The sequence below is a fragment of the Streptomyces sp. NPDC091972 genome (assembly GCF_044756385.1).
GTDB lineage: Bacteria > Actinomycetota > Actinomycetes > Streptomycetales > Streptomycetaceae > Streptomyces.
On the sequence record NZ_JBIVSV010000017.1, the window covers coordinates 125,742 to 146,153 of the forward strand.

Sequence of the window (20,412 nt, forward strand, 5' to 3'; positions counted from 1 at the left end):
CGCTGTCGTCGTCATCCGGTCAACGTCCGGTCGGCGGTAAAGATTCCCGTTCCGGGTCCCGTCCCGGGCAATGCGTCGCCGTCGTAGCCGCCCCTTGTTGTACCCACCAGCGCCCGGTTTGTCACATCTGCTAGCAGATGTCACCCAGCGTTTCGGCATCTTTGACGCGCAGTAACGGTACGCCTGGCAGGCCAAACGCGTACACTACAGCGCTTTGGTGTCGAACGCTAAATCCTTTCGGGTACGGGATTGCCCGCGTCGCTGATCGCCCGGCGCACCGGAACCCGTGCGAGCAGGGCGAATCCGATGACGAAGAACGCCACCAGCGAGATGATCGCGTCCCGGTAGCTTCCGGTCAGCTGGTAGGTGATCCCGAACAGCAGCGGACCCAGCCAGCTCATCCCGCGGTCGCTCATCTCGTACGCCGAGAAGTACTCGGCCTCCTTGCCGGGCGGGACGAGGTGCGAGAACAGGGAGCGGGACAGTGCCTGGCTGCCGCCGAGGACGAGACCGATCCCGGACGCGAGGACGAAGAACCACACGGGTGCGCCGGCCGGCAGGAAGTACCCGGCCGCCAGGATCACCGCCCAGGCGACCAGCGAGCCGAGGATCGTCCGCTTGGCCCCGTGGGTCCGGGCGAGCCGGCCGAGCGCCAGTGCTCCCGCCACCGCGAGCACCTGCACCAGGAGCACCGCCGCGATGAGCGTCGACTGCCCGAGGTCCAGTTCCTCGGAGCCGTAGACCGACGCCTGGGAGATCACGGTCTGGATGCCGTCGTTGTAGATCAGGTACGCCAGCAGGAAGGCGAGCGTGAGCGGGTGGCGGCGCATGTCGCGGACGGTGGCCGCGAGCTGCCGGAAGCCGGGCGCGGTCGGTTCCCCCGCCTCCCGCCCGGAGGGGCGGCGGTCGCGCAGCCGGCGGAGCGGGATCAGCGCGAAGGCGCCCCACCACAGTCCGGCCGAGGCCAGGCAGACGCGGACCGCGGCGCTCTCGGAGAGCCCGAAGGAGTCGTGGCCCATGTAGAGCACGAGGTTCACGACCAGCACCAGGGCGCCCGCCGCGTACCCGAAGGCCCAGCCCTTGGACGAGACGGCGTCGCGCTCCTCGGGCAAGGCGATCTGCGGGAGGTAGGAGTTGTAGAGCATCGTGCCCACGGACTGCGCCGCGTTCGCGACGACCAGCAGGACGCCGCCGAGGAGATAGCGGTCGCCGCCGAGGAAGAACATGCCGGTCGTCGCCGCGGCCCCGGTGTAGGCGGCGGCCGCCAGGAGGGGCTTCTTGCGGCCGCCGCGGTCGGCGGCCGCCCCCACCAGGGGCATCACCAGCACGGCCACGATCACCGACAGGGACACCGAGTACGCGAAGAAGGAGCCGGCGCGCACCGGGATGCCCAGCGGATGGACGTAACCGTCCGCGTCCGCCGCGTTCTTGGCGACCGACGTCAGATAGGGGCCGAGGAACACGGTGAGCACGCTCGTCGAGTAGACGGAGCACGCCCAGTCGTAGAAGTACCAGCCGCGCTGCTCACGCCGCCGTTCGGCGGCCTCGTCCGCCGCGCCCGCCCGCACGGTGTCGGTGCCCACCCGTGCCCTCGCTTCCCCGAGAAGGTGCCGTGCGCGGGCAGGGGGACGGGGGCAGGACACGGGTCAGACCCAGACGCCCCGGTCCTCCATGACCTTGCGCAGTGTGTCGATGTGATCGGTCATGATGCCATCGACTCCCAGGTCCAGGAGCCGGTGCATCCGATCGGACTCGTTGACGGTCCACACGTGCACCTGGAGCCCGCGCGCGTGGGCGGTGCGCACGAAGCGGTGGTCGACCACCTGGATGCCGGACTGCGCCTCGGGCACCTGCGCGGCGACGGCCGAACGCCGCAGTGCCGCCGGGACTCCCCAGGAGCGCAGCCGCAGGTTGAGGACACCCCGGGTGCCGTACGACGTCGCCAGGCGCGGGCCGGCCAGCCGCTGCGCGCGCATCACCCGCGCCTCGGAGAAGGAGCCGACGCAGACCCGGTCCCAGGCGGCCGTGCGTTCGACGAGGTCCAGCAGCGGCCGCAGGGCGGGCTCGTCCTTGACGTCGACGTTCCAGCGCGCCCCGGGAAAGGTCTCCAGGAGCTCCTCGAACAGCGGCACCGGTTCCGTGCCCGCCACACGCGCGTGCCGTACCTCCGCCCAGGGCAGGTCCGCTATCCGGCCCGCCCCGTCGGTCACCCGGTCCAGGGTCGTGTCGTGGAAGGCGACCAGCTTGCCGTCCGCGGTGGCGTGGACGTCGGTCTCCAGGTACCGGTAGCCCGCCTCGACCGCCCGCCGGAACTGGGACGCGGTGTTCTCCAGGCCGTCCGCCGCCCCGCCCCGGTGGGCGAAGGGGATGGGGCCGGGATGGTCGAGGTACGGGTGGCGTGTCGGCGGGGTCACGGACGCAGTATCGCTCCCCGCGGTTGCCCGCCGGCAACGACCGTGCTGCCGTCGGATGCCGGGGGAACGGCGAACACGCGCAGGAAGACCTGCGCGAGCGGGCCGATCGACACCGCGTACAGGACGGTTCCCGCGCCGATGGTGCCGCCGAGCACGAAACCCGTGACCACGACGGCCACCTCGACCACGGTCCGCATCAGCCGGATCGAGCGCCCCGTCCGCCGGTGCAGCCCGGTCATCAGGCCGTCCCTGGGGCCCGGGCCGAAGCTGGCGGCGATGTAGAGGCCGGTGGCCACACCGTTGAGCACGATCCCGGCCAGCAGGAGCGGGATCCGTACGGCGAGAGCGTCCACGTCGGGGACCGCGGCGAGGGTGGCGTCCATGGCGACGCCGACCACGAAGACGTTGGACACCGTGCCGAGGCCCGGCCGCTGGCGCAGCGGGATCCACAGGAGCAGCACCACCGCGCCGACGACGATCGACACGACGCCGATGGACAGCCCCGTCCGCTCGGCGAGCCCCTGGTGCAGCACACCCCAGGGCTCCAGGCCCAGGCCCGCCTCGACGAGCAGCGCGGAGCTCGTCCCGTACAGAGCGAGTCCGACGTACAACTGGATCAACCGTCGTCCCAGACGGCTCTGCGTGGACAAGGCGGGGTCCCCCTGTGGTGGTAGTGGCCTGCTGCATGACACCCTGTGGCTTGGGATGACACACCATCCATGGCCAATTCGGGGAAGGTGGACTGATTTCAGTGGCGCAGTGGACCTCTGCGGTGGGCGCGGCGCAGCTCGCCCGGCTGCTCAACTCCCAGCAGGACCGTCCCGCGGGGCCCGGCACGCGCCGCCCGCCGGCCTACCGCGCGCTCGCCGACGGCATCCGCCTGCTGGTCCTGGAGGGACGAGTCCCGGTCGCCGCCCGCCTGCCCGCGGAACGCGAACTGGCCCTGTCCCTGTCCGTCAGCCGCACGACGGTGGCGGCGGCCTACGAGGCGCTGCGGGCCGAGGGATTCCTGGAGTCCCGGCGCGGTGCGGGGAGCTGGACGGCCGTACCCGCCGGGAACCCGTTGCCCGCCCGCGGTCTGGAACCGCTTCCGCCCGAGGCCCTCGGCTCGATGATCGACCTGGGCTGCGCGGCCCTGCCCGCGCCCGAGCCGTGGCTGACGCGTGCGGTGCAGGGCGCCCTGGAGGAGCTGCCGCCGTACGCCCACACGCACGGTGACTACCCGGCGGGGCTTCCCGCTCTGCGCGCGATGATCGCCGAGCGGTACACCGCGCGGGGCATCCCGACCATGCCCGAGCAGATCATGGTGACGACCGGCGCGATGGGTGCCATCGACGCGATCTGCCACCTGTTCGGCGGCCGGGGGGAGCGCATCGCGGTGGAGTCCCCGTCCTACGCGAACATCCTCCAGCTCATGCGGGAGGCGGGCGCCCGGCTCGTGCCCGTCGCGATGGCGGAGGGGCTGACGGGCTGGGACATCGAGCGCTGGCGGCAGGTGCTGCGGGACGCGGCGCCGCGGATCGCCTATGTCGTCGCCGACTTCCACAACCCCACGGGCGCGCTGGCCGGCGAGGACCAGCGGCGGCAGCTGGTGGAGGCGGCGCGGTCCGCCGGGACCGTGCTGGTGGCGGACGAGACGATGACCGAGCTGTGGCTGGACGAGGGCGTCTCGATGCCGCGGCCGGTGTGCGCCTTCGACCCGGCCGGCTCCACCGTGGTCACCGTCGGCTCCGCCAGCAAGGCGTTCTGGGCGGGGATGCGGATCGGCTGGGTCCGGGGGGCGCCGGACGTGATCCGCAGCCTGGTCGCCGCCCGCGCCTACGCCGACCTCGGGACACCGGTCCTGGAGCAGTTGGCCGTGAACTGGCTGTTCAGCACCGGGGGGTGGGAGCAGGCGGTCGAGCTGCGGCGCGGCCAGGCCAGGGAGAACAGGGACGCGCTGGTGGCGGCGATGCGCAAGGAGCTGCCGTCCTGGGAGTTCGAGGTGCCGCGAGGTGGTCTGACGCTCTGGGTGCGGGCCGGGGGCCTGTCCGGGTCGCGGCTGGCCGAGGTCGGCGAGCGCGTGGGCGTGCGGGTGCCGTCAGGGCCGAGGTTCGGGGTCGACGGCGCCTTCGAGGGATATGTGCGGCTGCCGTTCACGGTCGGTGGAGCGGTCGCCGAGGAGGCCGCGGCGCGGCTGGCCGCGGCGGCGCGGGTGGTGGAGAGCGGGGGTTCCGGGGGCGGGGAGGCGCCGCGCACGTTCGTGGCCTGACCGGTCGGCGGCGGGGGGCCTGCGCGGCGCACCCGCCGCCGTCGGCGGGCTCGGAGGGTTACTGCGCCTGCCGTTCACGGCTGGGGGACGAGGGCTACTGCGCCTCCACGGCCACCGCTTCGGTGGGGATGGGCTCCGTGTCCGGTTCCGCGTCGGCCGGCGGCTTCCGGTCCGGGTCCGGGACGGTCTCCTCGTCGGCCGGAGTCGTCCGCTCCGGCAGCAGTGCCAGCACCGCCTGCCGGTCCGCCTCGCTCGTCGCGTCGTCGTACGGGTCCGGGGTCGCCGGCACCTGGAGGCGGTGCACCGGCCCCGTCCCGAGGCGGGCGTACCCGCGGCCCGGCGGCACGTCGGCCACCGGGGTCGTGTGCGCAGGCGCTCCCAGGAAGGCCTCCAACTGGTCCGGCGTCGCAGGCCCCAGCACGACACGCGCGCGCGTGTGCTGCCGTACCGCGTCGCTCAGCGCCTCCGCGCCGTCGAACTGGTCGGCCACCACCACCGTGACGTTCGCCGCGCGTCCGTGCCGCAGGGGGACCTGGAGCAGGGACTGCGGATCCTTGCGGCCCTCCGCGGCCGCCAGGTGGGTGAAGACGCTCGGACGGTCGAGGAGGATCCACAGCGGACGCTTGGTGTCCTCGGGCGGCGGGTGACCGGCCTGGCGGGCGCGGTTGGCCGCGATCAGACGGCGCTCCGTCTCGGTCGCCGCCCACTCCAGGCTCGCGAGCGTCCCCGCCAGCCCGCACTCGACCGCGAGGACCCCGTCCCGCCCGGTCAGGCACGCGTACTCGCCGGTGCCGCCGCCCTCGACGATGACGACATCGCCGTACTGGAGGGCCTGGAGCGCGATGGAACGCAGCAGGGTCGAGGTGCCGCTGCCCGGCTGGCCCATGACCAGCAGGTGCGGTTCGGTGGAGCGGATGCCGGTGCGCCAGACGACCGGCGGGACGTCGCGCTGCGCTTCGCCGTAGCCGAGCGGCAGCGTGCGCTGGACCTGGGTGGGGTCGGTGAAGCCGAGGACGGTCTCACCCGGGGCGGTGACGAAACGCTGGGCGGCGATGTCGGTGGGGAGCGGGGCGAGGACGGTGAGCGTGAGTTCGTTGCCCTCCTCGTCCCAGGCGAAGTGGTACTCGCGGCCGCGGCCCGACTTGGCGTGCAGCAACTGCTCGATGCGGGCCCGGGACTCGGCCTCGCCGTCGGTGAAGTACGCCGGGTAGCGGACCAGCAGATGGGTGATGCGGCCGGTGGCGTCGAATTCGTACGCGGGGAAGGCCTTCTCCCACTCGCCGCCGTGGGTGTACAGCGGGGCCGGGTCCTCGGCCGCCGAGAAGTACGGGACGAGCGCTTCGTACAGCGACTGGAGGCGCTGGGTCTGCGACTCGTCGGGTCCGTCCGGCTCCGGCGGCTTGCGGTCCCGGCCCTGCCGGGCTGCCGCCGCCATCAGGCTGATGACGGCGAGCAGCGGGCCGTACGGCACGAGCGCCACGACCAGGACCACCGAGGCCACCAGGAACAGCAGCGGTCCGCGCTTGTCCTTGGGGGTCTCGGCCCACCTGCGCCGCCCGGCCGAGGCCAGCCGGCGCAGACCACGGGTCATCGTGATCAGCGGGTGGAGGACGTCGGTGGCGCTGTCGGCCGCCGTTCGGGCCAGCTCCCGGCTCCGGGCGATCTGGGCGCTGCCTGTGCTCAGGATGCGGGGGAGGGGGCGGCGGGCCACTGCTGTCTCCTGGTGGTGCGTACGGACGGGAGGGGCGGCGTCAGAACTTGATGCCGCCCAGGAGGCTCGCGAGGCTCTCGCCGCCGGCCTTGATGCTCGGGGCGATGGCGGTGCTGGCCAGGTAGAAGCCGAACAGTGCCGAGATCAGGGCGTGTGAGGCCTTGAGCCCGTCCTTGCGGAAGAAGATGAAGACGACGATGCCGAGCAGTACGACACCGGAGATGGAGAGGATCATTGCGGTGCTCCTGGTTGTGGGGACAGTCACCATGAGTACTTCCAGGATCACAGCATGTATCCATACGACAAAAGGTGCAAATGGATGAATATTTCACGATTTCACCGAGTTGGTGGAGCCATGATGATCCTTACCTCCGGCACTTCGGGTCATCTGCCGCGCCAGCCAGTACCCTTGCGATTCACCTGAACGGTTGTATGAGAGGCGGTCCGGCCGATGACTGAAGCCCCCGACCCGGAGGTCGTGGAGCTGGCGACCAAGATCTTCGATCTGGCCCGGCAGGGGCAGACCGAGGCGCTCGTGGCGTACGTCGACGCGGGTGTTCCGGCGGGCCTCACCAACGACCGCGGGGACTCGCTCGTGATGCTCGCCGCCTACCACGGTCACGCGGACGCGGTGCGCGCGCTCGTCGAGCGCGGCGCGGCGGCCGGCGGTGTCAACGACCGGGGGCAGACGCCCCTCGCCGGTGCCGTCTTCAAGGGCGCCGCGGACGTCATCGAGGCCCTGCTGGAGGGCGGCGCCGATCCGGCCGAGGGCACCCCCTCGGCCCTCGACACCGCCCGCATGTTCGGCCGGACAGAACTGCTCGAACTGTTCGCCGCACACTGACACACATGTTCTGACCAGCGAAAACACAGACAACGGGGGAGGCGGTACAGGGCCGCCGAAATTTCGGTCGCGGCAGACGGAAGTGCCGAGTCATCATGACGTCGTGGTTCACGGACGTGATGGTCGGGCAGGTGTTGCCGCACCGCGCGGACCGTGACGCGGGTCCGCATGGGCCACCGACGAGAGGCAGAGGAAGATGGCTTACAGCAAGCAGGAAACGGCGGGCGCCCCGACGTGTTGTCACGCGGCCAGGTAATGCACGTCCCCGGTTGCGTCGACGCTTGATGTGAGGCTGTTTCCCATGTTCGATCCGGTCATAGCGCCCAGCGGCACGCTGCTCGGCCTGCTCCAGCGGGGCCGCGGCGACGGCACACTGCACGCGCTCACCGCCCCGCGCGCCGAGGCGCTCGCGGCGCTGAACCACTGCGTGCTGCGCGATCCCCGCCACGACTGGCAGGTGGAGAACCGCTCGCTGTACTACGCCCGTCTCTTCCTCGACCTCAACGGCGAGCTGGACGAGATCGAGGCGCACCTCTTCGAGGTGGACGACGTCTTCGACACCGAGGAGTCACGCACGGGCCTCGCCCTCGCCGTCCTCGGCCATCTCGCCTCCTACGGCAGGCGCGACGCGCTCCAACTGCTGCGCAGGTACGCCGCCTCGGGCTCCAACTGGGCCTGGGCGCTGGACGAACTGGCGCTGCGGGACGACGACGCCGGTCTGCGCGCCCTCGCCGCGCCCGTGCTCGCCCGCTTCGGGACCGATCCCGAGGGCGAGGCCGAGCTGGCCGCCGCCGTCCGTGACGCCTTCGAACCACGGCCATGGCGGCTGTGGGCCGACGATCCCCGCGAATCCGTCTCCACGCGTGTGCGTGCCGCCCAGGAGGCCGGCTGCTTCGACCGCTGGCAACGCCAGATGCGGCCCGCCGGGCCCCGCCCCGGGTGGAGCGTGCGGGCCGTCTTCGAATGGGCCCAGCAGGGCGTCGAGCGGGGGGCCGCGCTGCATGTGCCCGCCGCCCGCTGTCTGGCCGCCGTCGCGGGACCCGAGGACCGCTCCGACATCCTCGCGGCAGCCAAGGACGGCACCGAGGGAGCCCGGGCCACCGCGTTGCGCTATCTCGCCGACAGCAATGACCCCGTCGCCTTCGACCTGATCGAGCTGGCCGCCGCCACCGGCTCACCGGCCGTCGTGGAGGCCGCCCTCGACTCGTTCGAACGCATGCGCAGCATCGCCGCCGTCGACCGCGCTCGCGGCTGGGCCCGACGGCCCGATCCGCTGGGCGCCGCCGCCGGACGCATGCTCGCCTGTCTGGGCGGGGCACAGGACAGGGACCTCGTGCTCGCGGCCCTGCGCGAGGCCGTACGGGGCGAGGGCCCCGACGCGCCCACCCTGTGGACCCTCGTCGACGGCACCGGACGGCTCGGCATCGCCTGCGCCGCGCCCGTCCTGCGCCACATCTACCGCGAGACCGCCTCCTCCCACCTCCGCGGCCGCGCCGCCCGCGCGCTGGCCGCCACCGACCCCTCCTTCGCCACCGGTCTCGCCGTCGAGTGCCTCTGGGACTGCGAGGAGACAACCCGCGAGATCGCCGCCCGGCACGCCGAGACCGGCGACGCCCGGGTCGTGGAGCGACTGCGCCGGCTCGCCGCCGACCCCGCCGAGGAGGCCGAGGTCCAGACGGCCGTCCGCAGCCGCATCGGACCGGACGCCGCAGCCATGTGAGACCGCCCGGGCGCGCACCTCGGCCGCAGCCGTGCGAGCCCTCCCCGGGTGTGCGCCTCAGGGGCTGCCATCCTCGCCGGGTGAACCGGGGGCGACCCGCGGGTCAGGTGCGCATGGACGCCGCCTGACCCGCTCGGGTGCGCAGCGGAACGCTCATGGGACGTTCCGCGTCCGGAAAGATCCACGTTGACGCGGGCACGTCCAGCGCGGCGACAACACCTCTATGCGTGTCGTCATCGTGACCGAGTCCTTTCCCCCCGATGTGAACGGCGTGGCCCACTGCGCGCTCCAGACCGCCCGGCACCTCGTGGACCGCGGTCACCTCCCGCTCGTCGTCGCGCCGGCCACCGCGTCCGGCCCCGGGCCCGACGTGGACGCCCTCGCGCCGTGCCCCGTCGTCCGTGTCCCCTCCCTCCCCCTCCCGGGCTACCCCCAGGTCCGCGTCGCCCTCCCCAGCAGGCGCGTGGCCGCGGCGATCGCCGAGCACCGTGCCGACGTCGTCCACCTGGCCAGCCCCTTCGTCCTCGGCGTCCGCGGCATGGCGGCCGCCGCCCGGCTCGGCATCCCCGCCGTGGCCGTCTACCAGACCGACCTCGCCGGATACGCCCGCACCTACGTGCACGCCGGCGAGGCCGCCGCCTGGCGCCGCATCCGTTCCGTCCACGCCGCCGCCGACCTCACCCTCGCCCCGTCCAGCGCGTCCCTGCGCGACCTGGAGGCACACGGCGTGCCCCGGGTCGAACTGTGGCCGCGAGGCGTGGACACCGTCCGCTTCCACCCCGGCCTGCGCGACGAGGCGTTGCGCCGCCGTCTCGCCCCGGACGGGGAGGTGATCGTCGGCTACGTCGGCCGGCTCGCCCCGGAGAAGCACATCGAGCTGTTGGCCGACGCCTGCCGCCTGGAGGGCGTCAAGGTCGTGGTGGTCGGCGACGGGCCGAGCCGGCCGCACCTGGACCAGGCACTGCCCGGCGCGGTCTTCCTGGGCCGCCGCACGGGTGACGAACTGGCCCGGATCTTCGCCTCCTTCGACGTCTTCGCGCACACCGGCCCTTTCGAGACCTTCTGCCAGACCGTGCAGGAGGCCATGGCGAGCGGTGTGCCCGTCGTCGCCCCCGCCGCCGGCGGCCCGCTGGACCTGGTCGCCCACGGGTGCACCGGGTTCCTCGTCCCGCCGCGCGAGCCGGCCGCCGTACGGGACGCCGTGGCGACCCTGGCCGCCGACCCCGCACTGCGGGCCTCGTTCGGGGCAGCCGCGCGGGCCATGGTCGAGGGCCGCACCTGGGCGGCCGTCGGCGACCGGCTGATCGGCCACTACACCGCCGTGCTCAGCGGCCGGAAGACGCCGGTGGCGGCATGAGCGCGCGGCCGCTGCGGATCGTCCGCCTCGCCAACTTCGTCGCTCCCGCCTCGGGCGGCCTGCGCACCGCACTGCGCGAACTGGGCAGGGGCTACCGGGCGGCCGGGCACGAGCCCGTGCTCATCGTGCCCGGCGACCGCGCTAGCGACCGCCCGACCGAGCAGGGACGGATCATCACCCTGCCCGGTCCGCTGCTGCCCGGCACCGGTGGCTACCGCGTCCTCACCGACAGGCGGCGCGTGGCCCGGCTTCTGGAGGCACTCGCCCCCGACCGCCTGGAGGTCTCCGACCGTACGACCCTGCGCTGGACCGGTACCTGGGCGCGGCGGGCCCGCGTCCCCGCCGTGATGGTCTCCCACGAGACCGCCGACGGCGTCCTGCGCACCTGGGGCCTCCCGGAGGGCGCCGCCCGACGCGCCGCCGACGCCCTCAACATCCGTACGGCGCACGCGTACGCGCGCGTGGTGTGCACCACCGAGTTCGCCGAGTGGGAGTTCGTGCGGATCGGCGCCCGCAATGTCGTACGCGCCCCGCTGGGCGTCGACCTGGTCGAGCGGCGCCCGGCGCTGCGCGACGCGGGGCTCCGTGCCCGGTACGCGCGCGAGACCGAGACACTCCTCGTGACCTGCACCCGGCTGTCCGTCGAGAAGCGGCCCGGCACGGCCCTGGACGCCGTGGAGTCCCTCGTACGCCGGGGCAGGCGGGCGGTGCTGGTGGTGGCGGGGGACGGGCCGCTGCGGCCGCGCCTGGAACAGCGGGCCCGGGAACGGCGGCTGCCGGTCACCTTCCTCGGACACGTCTCGGACCGGGGGTTGCTCGGCGCGCTCCAGGCCTCCGCCGACGTGTGCCTGGCCCCCGGGCCCGCCGAGACCTTCGGGCTCGCCGCGCTGGAGGCCATGGCGTGCGGCACGCCGGTGGTGGTGAGCGCCTCCTCCGCGCTGCCGGAGGTCATCGGCTCGGCCGGTGCCGTCGCAGCCGACCGGGGGGCGGCCTTCGCCGACGCCGTGGACCTGCTGCTGGAACGCCCGGAGGGCGAGCGCCGCGAGAGCGCACGCGCGCGTGCGGAGTGCTTCGGGTGGGACACGGCGGTCCGGGCGTTCCTCGCCGCGCACGACGCGGAGGTCCTTCTGCGGCGCTCCGTGCCGGGGGGGCGTGGCATGAGCGGGGGTGCCTCGTGACAGCCGTGCGCTTCGTCGCCCTCGGCGACTCGCTGTCCGAGGGTGTGGGCGACCCCGTCGACGGGGGGTGGCGCGGCTGGGCCGCGCTGCTCGCCGACGGGCTCGCCGAGTCCGTCGAGTTCACCAAGCTCGCGGTGAGCGGGGCGCAGACGCGGGACGTGCTGGAGCGGCAGATGCCGGTGGGGCTGGTGTTGCGGCCGGACGTCATCTCGGTCCTCGTCGGTGTCAACGACACCCTGCGCTGCACGTTCGACATCCACGCGGTGGCCGCCCGGCTCGACGCGGTGTACGCGGCGTTCACCGGACAGGGCGCCGTCCTGCTCACGGCGTGTCTGCCCGACCCGGGTACCATGCTCGGGCTGCCCGGCGCGCTGGCGCGTCCGCTGGCCCGGCGGCAGCGGGCGGTGAACGCGGTGGTGCACGCGCTGTCCGAGCGGTACGGGGCGGTGCATCTGCACGCGGCGCAGGGGAGTTGGACCACCGACCGGGCGATGTGGAGTGCGGATCGCCTGCATCCCGGAGAGCGGGGGTATCGGCAACTGGCCGTGCGGTTCCACGCGTTGCTGGCGGAGTGGGGGATCGCGACCGGGGTGGCCCCCTCGGCCGGGCCGCGCTCTCCCGCGCCGGCGGCGTCGGCGAGCCTGTGGTGGCTGGCCACGGCGGGCACGGGGTGGGTGGCGCGGCGGTGCGCCGATCTGCTGCCCCAGCTGGTGACGCTGGCGGTGGACGAGATGCGGCATCGCGCGCGGGGGACGAGCGGGCGGCTCGATCTGCGGGCCGCGCACGCGGTGTCCGTGGCGTTGGCCGCGTTGTCCGTGCCGGAGCAGCGGGCCGAGGCGGCTTGAGTGCCGTGCCGTGCCGTGCCGTGCCGTGCCGTGTCGTGCCGGGTGCGGGGGCGTGCGGCTGGTCACGCGGTGCACGGCGCCCCTGGGCGGGTCAGCGGCGTCGTGCCTCCACGAAGCGCACCGGGGTTCCGGGCACCGCCTGTGCGGCTCCAGGGAGGTCCGTCTCGCGGACCACTGCGATCACCGGGTAGCCGCCGGTGGTCGGGTGGTCGGCGAGGAAGACCACCGGCCTGCCGTTCGGCGGGACCTGGACCGCGCCCAGGACCATGCCCTCGCTGGGCAGTTCGCCCGGCCGGGCCCGTCCCAGGGCCGGTCCCTCGGTGCGCAGGCCGATGCGGTTGCTCGCCGAGGACACCTGGAAGGTGCGGGAGGTGAAGTCCCGCACCGCTTCCGGGGTGAACCAGTCGGCTCGGGGCCCCAGCGTGACGCGGAGGACGAGCTCCGAGGGCGGCGCGGGCTGCGGAGCGGTGTCCACGCGCGTGTGGAGCGGTCCGGGCGTGCCCAGGGGGAGCACCGCGCCGTTGGTGAGGGGTGTCGGGCCCAGGCCCGACAGGAGGTCCGTGGAGCGGCTGCCCAGGACCGGCTCCACGGCGATCCCGCCGGAGACGGCCACATAACTGCGCAGCCCCGACACGGCCGTTCCCACGGTCAGCAGTGCTCCGGCCGGCACGTCGACCGGTGCGCCCCAGGCCGCCGGGCGGTCGTCCACCGTGATCCGGCAGGGGGCGCCCGTGACGGCCACGGTGACCGCCGAACGGGGGCGCAGCACACAGCCGTTGAGGGTGGTCTCCAGGACGGCCGCCTCGGGGCGGTTGCCGACCAGCCGGTTGGCGAGGGCGGCCGCCGGACCGTCCAGGGCGCCCGAGCGGGGGACCCCGAGGTGGGCGTGGCCGGGGCGGCCCCGGTCCTGGACGGTGGTCAGGGCACCGGCCCGGACGACGGAGAGGGCGCGGTCGGTCATGTCGACCTCACGAAGCGCACGCACGTCCCCGGCGACAGCAGCGCGGCCGGTACGCGCGCGTGGTCCCACAGCACGGCGTCCGTGGTCCCGATGAGCTGCCAGCCGCCCGGGGAGGAGCGCGGGTAGACGCCGGTGTACGGGCCCGCCAGCCCGACCGAGCCCGCCGGGACGGCCGTGCGCGGGGTGGCCCGGCGCGGTACGTCGTAGCGGGCCGGAAGACCGGTGAGGTAGCCGAAGCCGGGCGTGAACCCGCAGAAGGCGACCGTGAACTCGGTGCCGGCGTGGACGCGGGCCACCTCCTCGGGGGAGACGCCCCAGTGCGCGGCCACGTCGGTCAGGTCCGGGCCGTCGTACCGCACCGGGAGCTCGATGACCTCACGCGCGTGCGGGGGAGCGGGCGGGACCTCGGAGGCGGTGAGCTCGGCGGCCAGACGGGCCGGGTCGGCGAGGCCGTCGAGGAGGACCGTGCGGGCCGCCGGGACGATCTCGCGGACCGACAGCGAGCCCTCCGCGCGGCGGCGCACCAGCTCGGCGTGGAGCGCCTGGGCCTCCTCGCCCGAGGCCACCTCGACGAGCAGGGCGCGGTCGCCGACGGGAAGTGTCCTCATGCGAACGCCTCCACCCGGACGCCCGAGGACTCCAGGCGCTCCCTGACCCGTCGGGCCAGTTCCACCGCGCCAGGTGTGTCGCCGTGCAGGCACAGGGAGCGGGCCTCGACCTCGACACGGGCACCGGAGCGGGCGGTGACCGCCCGGTCCCGGGCCAGGCCCAGCGAGCGTGCCACGACCGCCTCGGGATCGGTGATCACCGCTCCCTCCCGGCCGCGGGGCACCAGCGTGCCCTCCTCGGTGTAGGCGCGGTCCGCGAAGGCCTCCGTGACGGTCTCCAGCCCCGCCTTGCCGGCGGCCGCCAGGAGGCGTGAACCGGGCAGGCCCAGCACGGGCAGCGTGGCGTCGGCGAGGAGCACGCCGCCGACGACCGCCGCGGCCTGCTCCTCGTCGTGGACGACCCGGTTGTAGAGCGCGCCGTGCGGCTTGACGTAGGACACGCGTGTGCCCGCCGCCCGGGCGAAGACCTCCAGGGCGCCGATCTGGTAGGCCACCTCGGCCGTCAGCTCGGCGGACGGCACGTCCATCGCGCGCCGCCCGAACCCCGCGAGGTCCCGGTAGGAGACCTGGGCGCCGATCCGGACCCCGCGCGCGGCCGCCAGCTCGCAGACCCGCCGCATGGTGATCGCGTCCCCGGCGTGGAACCCGCACGCCACATTGGCGCTCGTGACGACGGACAGCAGGCGCTCGTCGTCGGTGAGCTGCCAGCGGCCGAAGCCCTCGCCGAGGTCGGCGTTCAGATCGATCGAGGTCATGGAGGTCTCGTGCGTCCTTCCGGGCTGCTCAGCGGTTCTGCGTGCGGTCCGTCATCGGTTTTCCGTCGGGGCCCGGGGTCTCAGGCCACCCTGTACTGCTCGTCCCGGGCGTCCGTCAGGAACATCTGCCCGGGTGCGTGGGTGATGGCGAACGGCGGGCGCGAGGCCGTCACCACGGCCTGCGGGGTCACTCCGCAGGCCCAGAACACCGGGATGTCGTCCGGCTCGGCGTCCACCGGATCACCGAAGTCGGGGCGGCCGAGGTCGTCGATGCCGAGCCCCGAGGGATCGCCGCAGTGCACGGGGCTGCCGTGCACGGCCGGGAGCAGGCTGGTCTCCCTCAGGGCGGCCGCCAGGTGCTGCGGGGGCACCGGGCGCATGGACACCACCATGGGTCCGTGCAGCCGCCCCGCGGGACGGCACTGTCGACTGGTCACGTACATCGGAACGTTCCGGCCCTGCTCGATGTGCCGGATCGGGACGCCCGCCTCCGAAAGTGCCCACTCGAAGGTGAAACTGCACCCGATCAGGAACGAAACGAGGTCCTCACGCCAGTGTGCGCGCACGTCCGTCGGCTCGTCCACCAGCCGGCCGTCCTCCCACACCCGGTAGCGCGGGAGATCGGTGCGCAGGTCGGCGCCCTCCGCGAGGACGGTGGTCGGGTCGCCGGCGTCCGTGACGTCGAGAACCGGGCAGGGCTTGGGGTTGCGCTGGCAGAACAGCAGCATGTCGTACGCCCAGTCGGCGGGCACCGAGATCAGGTTGACCTGGGTGTGGCCGGCCGCGACTCCGGCGGTGGGGCCGGTCAGGCCCGCGCGGAAGCGGGCGCGTGCCTGGACCGGGCTCCACGCGTGCGCGTGCTCGTCGACGAGGGTCAGGGGGCGGTCTTCCGTGCGGTTCACGCGAGTTCCTTCCCACGGGTCTCCGGCAGTCCGAGCAGGGCCAGCGCGGCGATGCCGTAGCCGATGGCGCCGAAGACCAGCGCCCCGCCCACGCCCCAGCTGTCGGCCAGGAAGCCGACGGTCGTCGGGAAGACCGCGCCGATCGCCCGGCCCGCGTTGTAGGTGAAGCCCTGCCCCGAGCCGCGCACCGCCGTCGGGTACAGCTCGCTCAGATAGGACCCGAAGCCGCTGAAGATCGCCGACATGCAGAACCCGAGGGGGAAGCCGAGGACGAGGAGCCAGGTGTCGGCCCCGCTCGGGATGTTGCCGTAGGCCACGATGCACACGGCCGACAGCAGGGCGAACAGCCAGATGTTGCGCCGCCGGCCCAGCCGGTCTGTGAGGTAGCCGCCGGTGAGGTAGCCGAGGAAGGCCCCGGAGATCAGGAACGTGAGGTAGCCGCCGGTGCCGACGACCGACAGTCCGCGGTCGCTCTTGAGGTACGTCGGCACCCAGGTGGCGAGCGTGTAGTAGCCGCCCTGGACGCCGGTGGACAGCAGCCCCGCGAAGATCGTCGTACGCAGCAGGTCCGGTTTGAAGATCGCCGCGAAGGAGCCCTTGCCGGCGCTCTTCTCGCGCACCGCGATCGCCTCCGGGGCGTCCTGGACCCGGCGCCGCATCCAGACGACGAGCAGCGCGGGCAGCGCGCCGGTCCAGAACATCACGCGCCAGGCCGTGCCGTCGTCGAAGACCGAGAACACCAGCGTGTACATGATCGCCGCCAGGGCCCAGCCCACGGCCCAGGAGCTCTGGATCGCGCCCAGGGTGCGGCCGCGGTGCCTGGCGCTCGCGTACTCGGCGACCAGGATGGCGCCGACCGCCCACTCGCCGCCGAAACCGAGGCCCTGAAGGGCGCGGAAGACCAGCAGCGACTCGAAGTTCGGGGCGAAGCCGCAGGCCACGGTGAAGACCGCGTAGGTGACCACCGTGATCATCAGTGCCCTGACCCGGCCGACCCGGTCGGCGAGCACCCCGGCGAGGGCGCCGCCGATACCGGAGGCGAGCAGGGTGACGGTGGTGAAGAGCCCGGTCTGGCCGCTGTCGAGGCCGAAGTACGCGGCCAGCGCGACCATGCTCAGCGGGAGCGTGAAGTAGTCGTAGGAGTCGAGGGCGTAGCCGCCGAACGCACCGGCGAAGGCGCGGCGGCCGCGCGGGCCGAGTGCGCGGAACCAGCCCAGCGCCCCGTCTTCGGCGGGGCCGTCGGTCGCCGTTGCCTGGTCGGTCAGGGCCTGAGGGGGTGGGGTCGTGCTCATGGGCACCTCGCAGAGGGAGGACGGAGGTAGCGGAGCTGCACCGTGCGGTGATGAGCAACGTAGAGGATCGTTCAACGATCCTTCAATACCCCTGTTGTTTCGTTCTCGTGTCTGCGGTTGAATTCCGGGCATGGCAGAGCAGCTGAGCGGACTGGCCGACGACCGTGCCCTCCTGGGCCGTACCAGCACGGCCGAGCGGGTCTCGGACATCCTCAGGAGCCGTATCGCCGAGGGCTACTTCCCGCCGGGGACCCGGCTGTCCGAGGACAGCATCGGCGGGGCGCTCGGGGTCTCCCGCAACACCCTGCGCGAGGCGTTCCGGCTGCTCACGCATGAACGACTGCTCGTCCACGAGCTCAACCGCGGGGTGTTCGTACGGGTCCTGGCGGTCGAGGACGTGGAGGACATCTATCGCACCCGCGCGCTCGTGGAGTGCGCCGTCGTCCGCGGGCTGGGCGAACCGCCGTACGCCCTGGACGCGCTCGCCGAGGCGGTCGGCGAGGGGCAGCGGGCGGTGCGCGAAGGTGACTGGAAAGCGCTGGGCACCGCCAACATCCACTTCCACCGCGAGCTCGTCGCCCTCGCGGGCAGCGAACGCACCGACGAACTGATGCGCAGCGTCTTCGCCGAACTCCGGCTCGCCTTCCACGTCGTCGACGACCCCAAGGCCCTCCACGAGCCGTACCTGGCCCGAAACCAGCAGATCCTCGGCGCGCTCCAGGCGGGCGACAGGGAAGAGGCGGAACGCCTGCTCGCCGTCTACCTCTCCGACTCCTTGGGGCGTGTGGTCGAGGTGTACAGGCGAAGAGTGGGCGAGGACACCTAGCCAGGGGCGCGGGGAACTGCGCGACAAGCCCCCACCGGCCCGCAGACGACGAACAACCGGTGGTCACCCGTCCAACCGCCGGAGGCGATCCGCGCCGTTTGGGGAGTTGTCAGACCGAGGACCTAGTCTGTGCACCGTGACTTCGCCTGCGACGACGGACAGCGTTCCGCCCCAGTTCAGCGCGGGGCCGCGCCCCGCACCGGGCCCGGCCGCCGACGAGGGACTGGCGCGTCGGCTGCGCGCGCTCGCCTGCACCGCGCCGCTGCACGACCTCGACGCCCGCAAGGCCAACCTCGCGGGCGAGTACTCGGTGTACGGCATGGCGGAGGTGGCCCTCGCCGCCATCGACCTGGTCACCCTGAACATGGACTTCGACACCGGCGCCGACCACGACCAGATCGTCGCCCGCCTCATCCCGCGCATCGCCGCCCAGGCCCCGCAGCGGCCCGTCGTCGAGCACGAGCGCGTGGCCCGCTGGGTCCTGGAGAACCTGATCAACGTCGGCAGCGTCGACCGGGGATTCCGCGCGGTCTACGGCACGTTCGCCCCGGACGGCACCTATGTCCGGCGCGACTACGACTTCAAGCTGATCGAGGAGGTGCCGGGCCCCGGCGGCTCGGTGTACCTCCGGACCACGGACGAGGCGGTCAACGTCCTCGTCGGTGCCCTCGACACCGACGTCACCAGCGCCCAGATCGCCGCCGAGGTCAAGCTGGAGGTGCTGATCAGCCGGGGCCGCCTGGCCGACGCCCAGCTCGCCGCGGAGCAGGCCCGGTACCGCACCGTGCAGTACTCCGAGACCCTGCGCAGGGCCCTGGACGCCACCCGCCGCAACGTCCGGGCCGTCGACTGGCTCAACTCCGTGCCCGACATGATCGCCGAGGCCCTCGACCACGTCGCCGACCGGTACCGCCACGAGAACGCGATCCTGACCAACATCCGCAAGGCGCGGGACGAGTCCGAGGACGCCGAACAGAAGCGGCGCACCGCCGAGCTCGTGGACATCGTCAAGGACTGCATCCGGCGCCACACCCAGCTCCAGTCCCGGCTCCTGGAGGCGGGCCCGCTCTTCCGTGCCGAGCAGGACCGGCAGGCCTTCGCCACCCCCATGACGACGTCCGGGACGGACCTGTACGGCCACCTCCTCGCGCCGGTGCTGCCGCTTCCGCTGGAGCAGGCCACGCGGGTCACCGACGCGTTCTTCGCGCACGGGACGGGCCTGCGGACACCGGTGTCGGTCCGGGTCGGCGACCTCGTCGACATACTGCTGACCCCGCCCATGGAGCGGGAGCACCTGGGCGCGGAGATGCCGGAGCCGGACCTGATCGCCACGCCCGACGACAGCCGCTTCAGCGAGGAACAGCTGGCGGCCGCGAAGGAGTTGCTGGACCTGCCGGCGGACGCGCCGCGGCGGCTCTCCGGACTGCTCGCCGAGGCCCGCAGGATCGGCGGGTTCGATCTCGCCTACCTGGTCGCCCTGTTGGCGATCCACGCGGCCAGCCCCGCCGTCGGCACCGCCTACCGCCAGGGCGAGGAGAAGCTGCTCTTCGCGGTGGACGACGGGACGGAACTGGACGATCCGGACTTCGGCGGCGCCGACCTCATCGTCGGCACGGCCCTGCTGGACGCCGTGGGGATGGCGGCGGACCGGACGGAGGCGGCATGAGTGAGGTCAGCACCACCCGAAGCGGCATGAGCGAGATCAGCCCCTCCGGAGGCTGCATGAGTGAGATCAGCCCCTCCCGAAGCGGCATGGGTGAGGTCAGTACCTCCGGAAGCAGCACGTGTGAGGTCAGCCCCTCCAAAGGCGGCACGAGTGAGCAGAAGCGTGACAAGGAGCCCCAGCCGTGAGTGAGCATGTCGAGTGGAGCGACCCGGAGGTCCCGACCCCGTCGGCGCCCGCCGCCGTCACCCCCGCCGACGCCGCCGACGCCGCTCGGCTCGTCGCCTTCGGACTACAGCCCAAACTGCAGCCCGCGCGGGACCAGGAGTACGCCGAGCTGCTGCGGCGCTACCGGGAGGACCCGCCGTTCGCGCGGCTCGCCGACGCCGTGGCCGCCGGACTCGGACTGGTCGTCCTCGAGGTCTCCCCCCGCGCGGGGATGGCCGTGACCGCCGCCGAGGACTCCGTGTTCGCCGTCCGCATGGGGGACTACGCGCGTCGTACGTCCGCCGACGGCGGCGACCGGTTCCTGCACGGCCTCGCCCATCTCGCCCTCGCCGCCATGGCGTTCCCGCGCCCCGAGGACCTCGCCGACGACGGATACATCGGGCGCGTCTCGGTCAACGGCGTCGACGCCTTCGTACGACAGGCCTGCCGACGCCTGGAGGAGCGGGCCGAGGAGGTCGGGGAGAACACCGACCCGGCCACCGACGCCCCCGGGCTCGAAGCTGCCTGGCGGATCTGGGCCAGACGCAGCGCGGCCGGTGCGACCAAGGACGCCCGCCGGCTCGCCGGGTCCACGACCGGCATCGTCGGCAAGGCCGCCGCGTTCCTCACCGACTCCGGCTTCCTCCAGCGCACCGGGGACGACAACGGCGGTACCTACCGGACCACGGCTCGTTACCAGCTCCAGGTGCGGGACATGGCCGCAAGCGCCGCCATGACCGAGCTCCTGGAGCTGGGGGTCGTCCCGGTCACCGACGGCACACCGACGCTGCTGCCCCCCGAGGACGGCGACGACCTGGAGCTGGCGGCCGATGCCGGACTGCCGTTCCACTCCTGAACTTCCCTGATCTGCCGAAGAC

19 protein-coding genes are annotated in these 20,412 nt (G+C 73.3%); 9 read left to right on the forward strand and 10 right to left on the reverse strand.

The genetic code is table 11. The features are described 5' to 3' along the window. Positions 1 to 227: 227 nt before the first annotated feature. The 3 genes from ACIQJT_RS37295 to ACIQJT_RS37305 form a co-directional block, all read right to left on the reverse strand. Positions 228 to 1,583 (reverse strand): MFS transporter, encoded by a 1,356-nt coding sequence (locus ACIQJT_RS37295; protein ID WP_402650070.1) that lies wholly within the window; start codon positions 1,581 to 1,583, stop codon positions 228 to 230. A 63-nt stretch (positions 1,584 to 1,646) separates the two neighbouring features. Then, positions 1,647 to 2,414 (reverse strand): glycerophosphodiester phosphodiesterase, encoded by a 768-nt coding sequence (locus ACIQJT_RS37300; RefSeq protein WP_365463433.1) that lies wholly within the window; start codon positions 2,412 to 2,414, stop codon positions 1,647 to 1,649. Beyond that, entirely contained in the window at positions 2,411 to 3,064 is a 654-nt protein-coding gene (locus ACIQJT_RS37305; protein ID WP_402650071.1) for a YitT family protein, read from the reverse strand. Before ACIQJT_RS37305 ends, ACIQJT_RS37300 begins: the two co-directional genes overlap by 4 nt. 101 nt (positions 3,065 to 3,165) lie before the next feature. On the opposite strand from ACIQJT_RS37305, the gene ACIQJT_RS37310 reads away from it, so the two are divergent. Beyond that, positions 3,166 to 4,665 carry a PLP-dependent aminotransferase family protein gene (locus ACIQJT_RS37310; protein ID WP_402650072.1) on the forward strand — a complete coding sequence of 500 codons (1,500 nt, stop codon included), beginning with the start codon at positions 3,166 to 3,168 and terminating at the stop codon, positions 4,663 to 4,665. A 94-nt stretch (positions 4,666 to 4,759) separates the two neighbouring features. Here the strand turns inward: ACIQJT_RS37310 and ACIQJT_RS37315 are convergent, their stop codons facing one another. Both ACIQJT_RS37315 and ACIQJT_RS37320 read right to left on the reverse strand, forming a co-directional pair. Continuing rightward, on the reverse strand, positions 4,760 to 6,376 hold the full coding sequence (locus ACIQJT_RS37315; protein ID WP_402650073.1) for a hypothetical protein: 1,617 nt from the start codon (positions 6,374 to 6,376) through the stop codon (positions 4,760 to 4,762). Between the two features lie 40 nt (positions 6,377 to 6,416). Further along, positions 6,417 to 6,611 (reverse strand): hypothetical protein, encoded by a 195-nt coding sequence (locus tag ACIQJT_RS37320; RefSeq protein ID WP_007380617.1) that lies wholly within the window; start codon positions 6,609 to 6,611, stop codon positions 6,417 to 6,419. A gap of 216 nt (positions 6,612 to 6,827) precedes the next feature. Between ACIQJT_RS37320 and ACIQJT_RS37325 the strand changes: the two genes are divergently transcribed. From ACIQJT_RS37325 to ACIQJT_RS37345, 5 genes are all read left to right on the forward strand, one after another. Next, positions 6,828 to 7,220 (forward strand): ankyrin repeat domain-containing protein, encoded by a 393-nt coding sequence (locus tag ACIQJT_RS37325; protein WP_053853164.1) that lies wholly within the window; start codon positions 6,828 to 6,830, stop codon positions 7,218 to 7,220. Between the two features lie 301 nt (positions 7,221 to 7,521). Further along, entirely contained in the window at positions 7,522 to 8,940 is a 1,419-nt protein-coding gene (locus ACIQJT_RS37330) for a HEAT repeat domain-containing protein (protein ID WP_402650074.1), read from the forward strand. A 223-nt stretch (positions 8,941 to 9,163) separates the two neighbouring features. Continuing rightward, entirely contained in the window at positions 9,164 to 10,297 is a 1,134-nt protein-coding gene (locus ACIQJT_RS37335) for a glycosyltransferase family 4 protein (RefSeq protein WP_402650075.1), read from the forward strand. Beyond that, positions 10,294 to 11,475, forward strand: coding sequence for a glycosyltransferase (locus ACIQJT_RS37340; RefSeq protein ID WP_402650076.1), 1,182 nt, complete (start codon positions 10,294 to 10,296; stop codon positions 11,473 to 11,475). Before ACIQJT_RS37335 ends, ACIQJT_RS37340 begins: the two co-directional genes overlap by 4 nt. Then, positions 11,472 to 12,320, forward strand: coding sequence for an SGNH/GDSL hydrolase family protein (locus ACIQJT_RS37345; protein ID WP_402650077.1), 849 nt, complete (start codon positions 11,472 to 11,474; stop codon positions 12,318 to 12,320). Before ACIQJT_RS37340 ends, ACIQJT_RS37345 begins: the two co-directional genes overlap by 4 nt. Positions 12,321 to 12,411: 91 nt before the next feature. Here the strand turns inward: ACIQJT_RS37345 and ACIQJT_RS37350 are convergent, their stop codons facing one another. The 5 genes from ACIQJT_RS37350 to ACIQJT_RS37370 form a co-directional block, all read right to left on the reverse strand. Next, a complete protein-coding gene (locus tag ACIQJT_RS37350; protein ID WP_402650078.1) occupies positions 12,412 to 13,281 on the reverse strand; it encodes a biotin-dependent carboxyltransferase family protein in 870 nt (289 codons plus the stop codon). After that, positions 13,278 to 13,889: a 5-oxoprolinase subunit PxpB gene (gene pxpB, locus ACIQJT_RS37355; RefSeq protein WP_402650079.1), complete on the reverse strand. Its 612-nt coding sequence runs from the start codon at positions 13,887 to 13,889 to the stop codon at positions 13,278 to 13,280. The genes ACIQJT_RS37350 and pxpB overlap by 4 nt, the downstream gene beginning before the upstream one ends. After that, positions 13,886 to 14,644, reverse strand: coding sequence for a LamB/YcsF family protein (locus tag ACIQJT_RS37360; RefSeq protein WP_402650080.1), 759 nt, complete (start codon positions 14,642 to 14,644; stop codon positions 13,886 to 13,888). The genes pxpB and ACIQJT_RS37360 overlap by 4 nt, the downstream gene beginning before the upstream one ends. 80 nt (positions 14,645 to 14,724) lie before the next feature. Then, on the reverse strand, positions 14,725 to 15,546 hold the full coding sequence (locus ACIQJT_RS37365; RefSeq protein ID WP_402650081.1) for a putative hydro-lyase: 822 nt from the start codon (positions 15,544 to 15,546) through the stop codon (positions 14,725 to 14,727). Beyond that, a complete protein-coding gene (locus ACIQJT_RS37370) occupies positions 15,543 to 16,838 on the reverse strand; it encodes an MFS transporter (RefSeq protein ID WP_402650082.1) in 1,296 nt (431 codons plus the stop codon). The genes ACIQJT_RS37365 and ACIQJT_RS37370 overlap by 4 nt, the downstream gene beginning before the upstream one ends. A 130-nt stretch (positions 16,839 to 16,968) precedes the next feature. Here ACIQJT_RS37370 and ACIQJT_RS37375 point away from each other — a divergent pair, with 130 nt between their 5' ends. The 3 genes from ACIQJT_RS37375 to ACIQJT_RS37385 all read left to right on the forward strand — a co-directional run bounded on the left by ACIQJT_RS37375 (position 16,969) and on the right by ACIQJT_RS37385 (position 20,390). Next, positions 16,969 to 17,664, forward strand: coding sequence for a GntR family transcriptional regulator (locus ACIQJT_RS37375; RefSeq protein WP_365463394.1), 696 nt, complete (start codon positions 16,969 to 16,971; stop codon positions 17,662 to 17,664). A 136-nt stretch (positions 17,665 to 17,800) separates the two neighbouring features. Then, positions 17,801 to 19,330: a hypothetical protein gene (locus ACIQJT_RS37380; RefSeq protein WP_402650083.1), complete on the forward strand. Its 1,530-nt coding sequence runs from the start codon at positions 17,801 to 17,803 to the stop codon at positions 19,328 to 19,330. Between the two features lie 181 nt (positions 19,331 to 19,511). After that, positions 19,512 to 20,390, forward strand: a complete 879-nt coding sequence (locus ACIQJT_RS37385; RefSeq protein WP_365463388.1) for a hypothetical protein — start codon at positions 19,512 to 19,514, stop codon at positions 20,388 to 20,390. Positions 20,391 to 20,412: the final 22 nt, after the last annotated feature.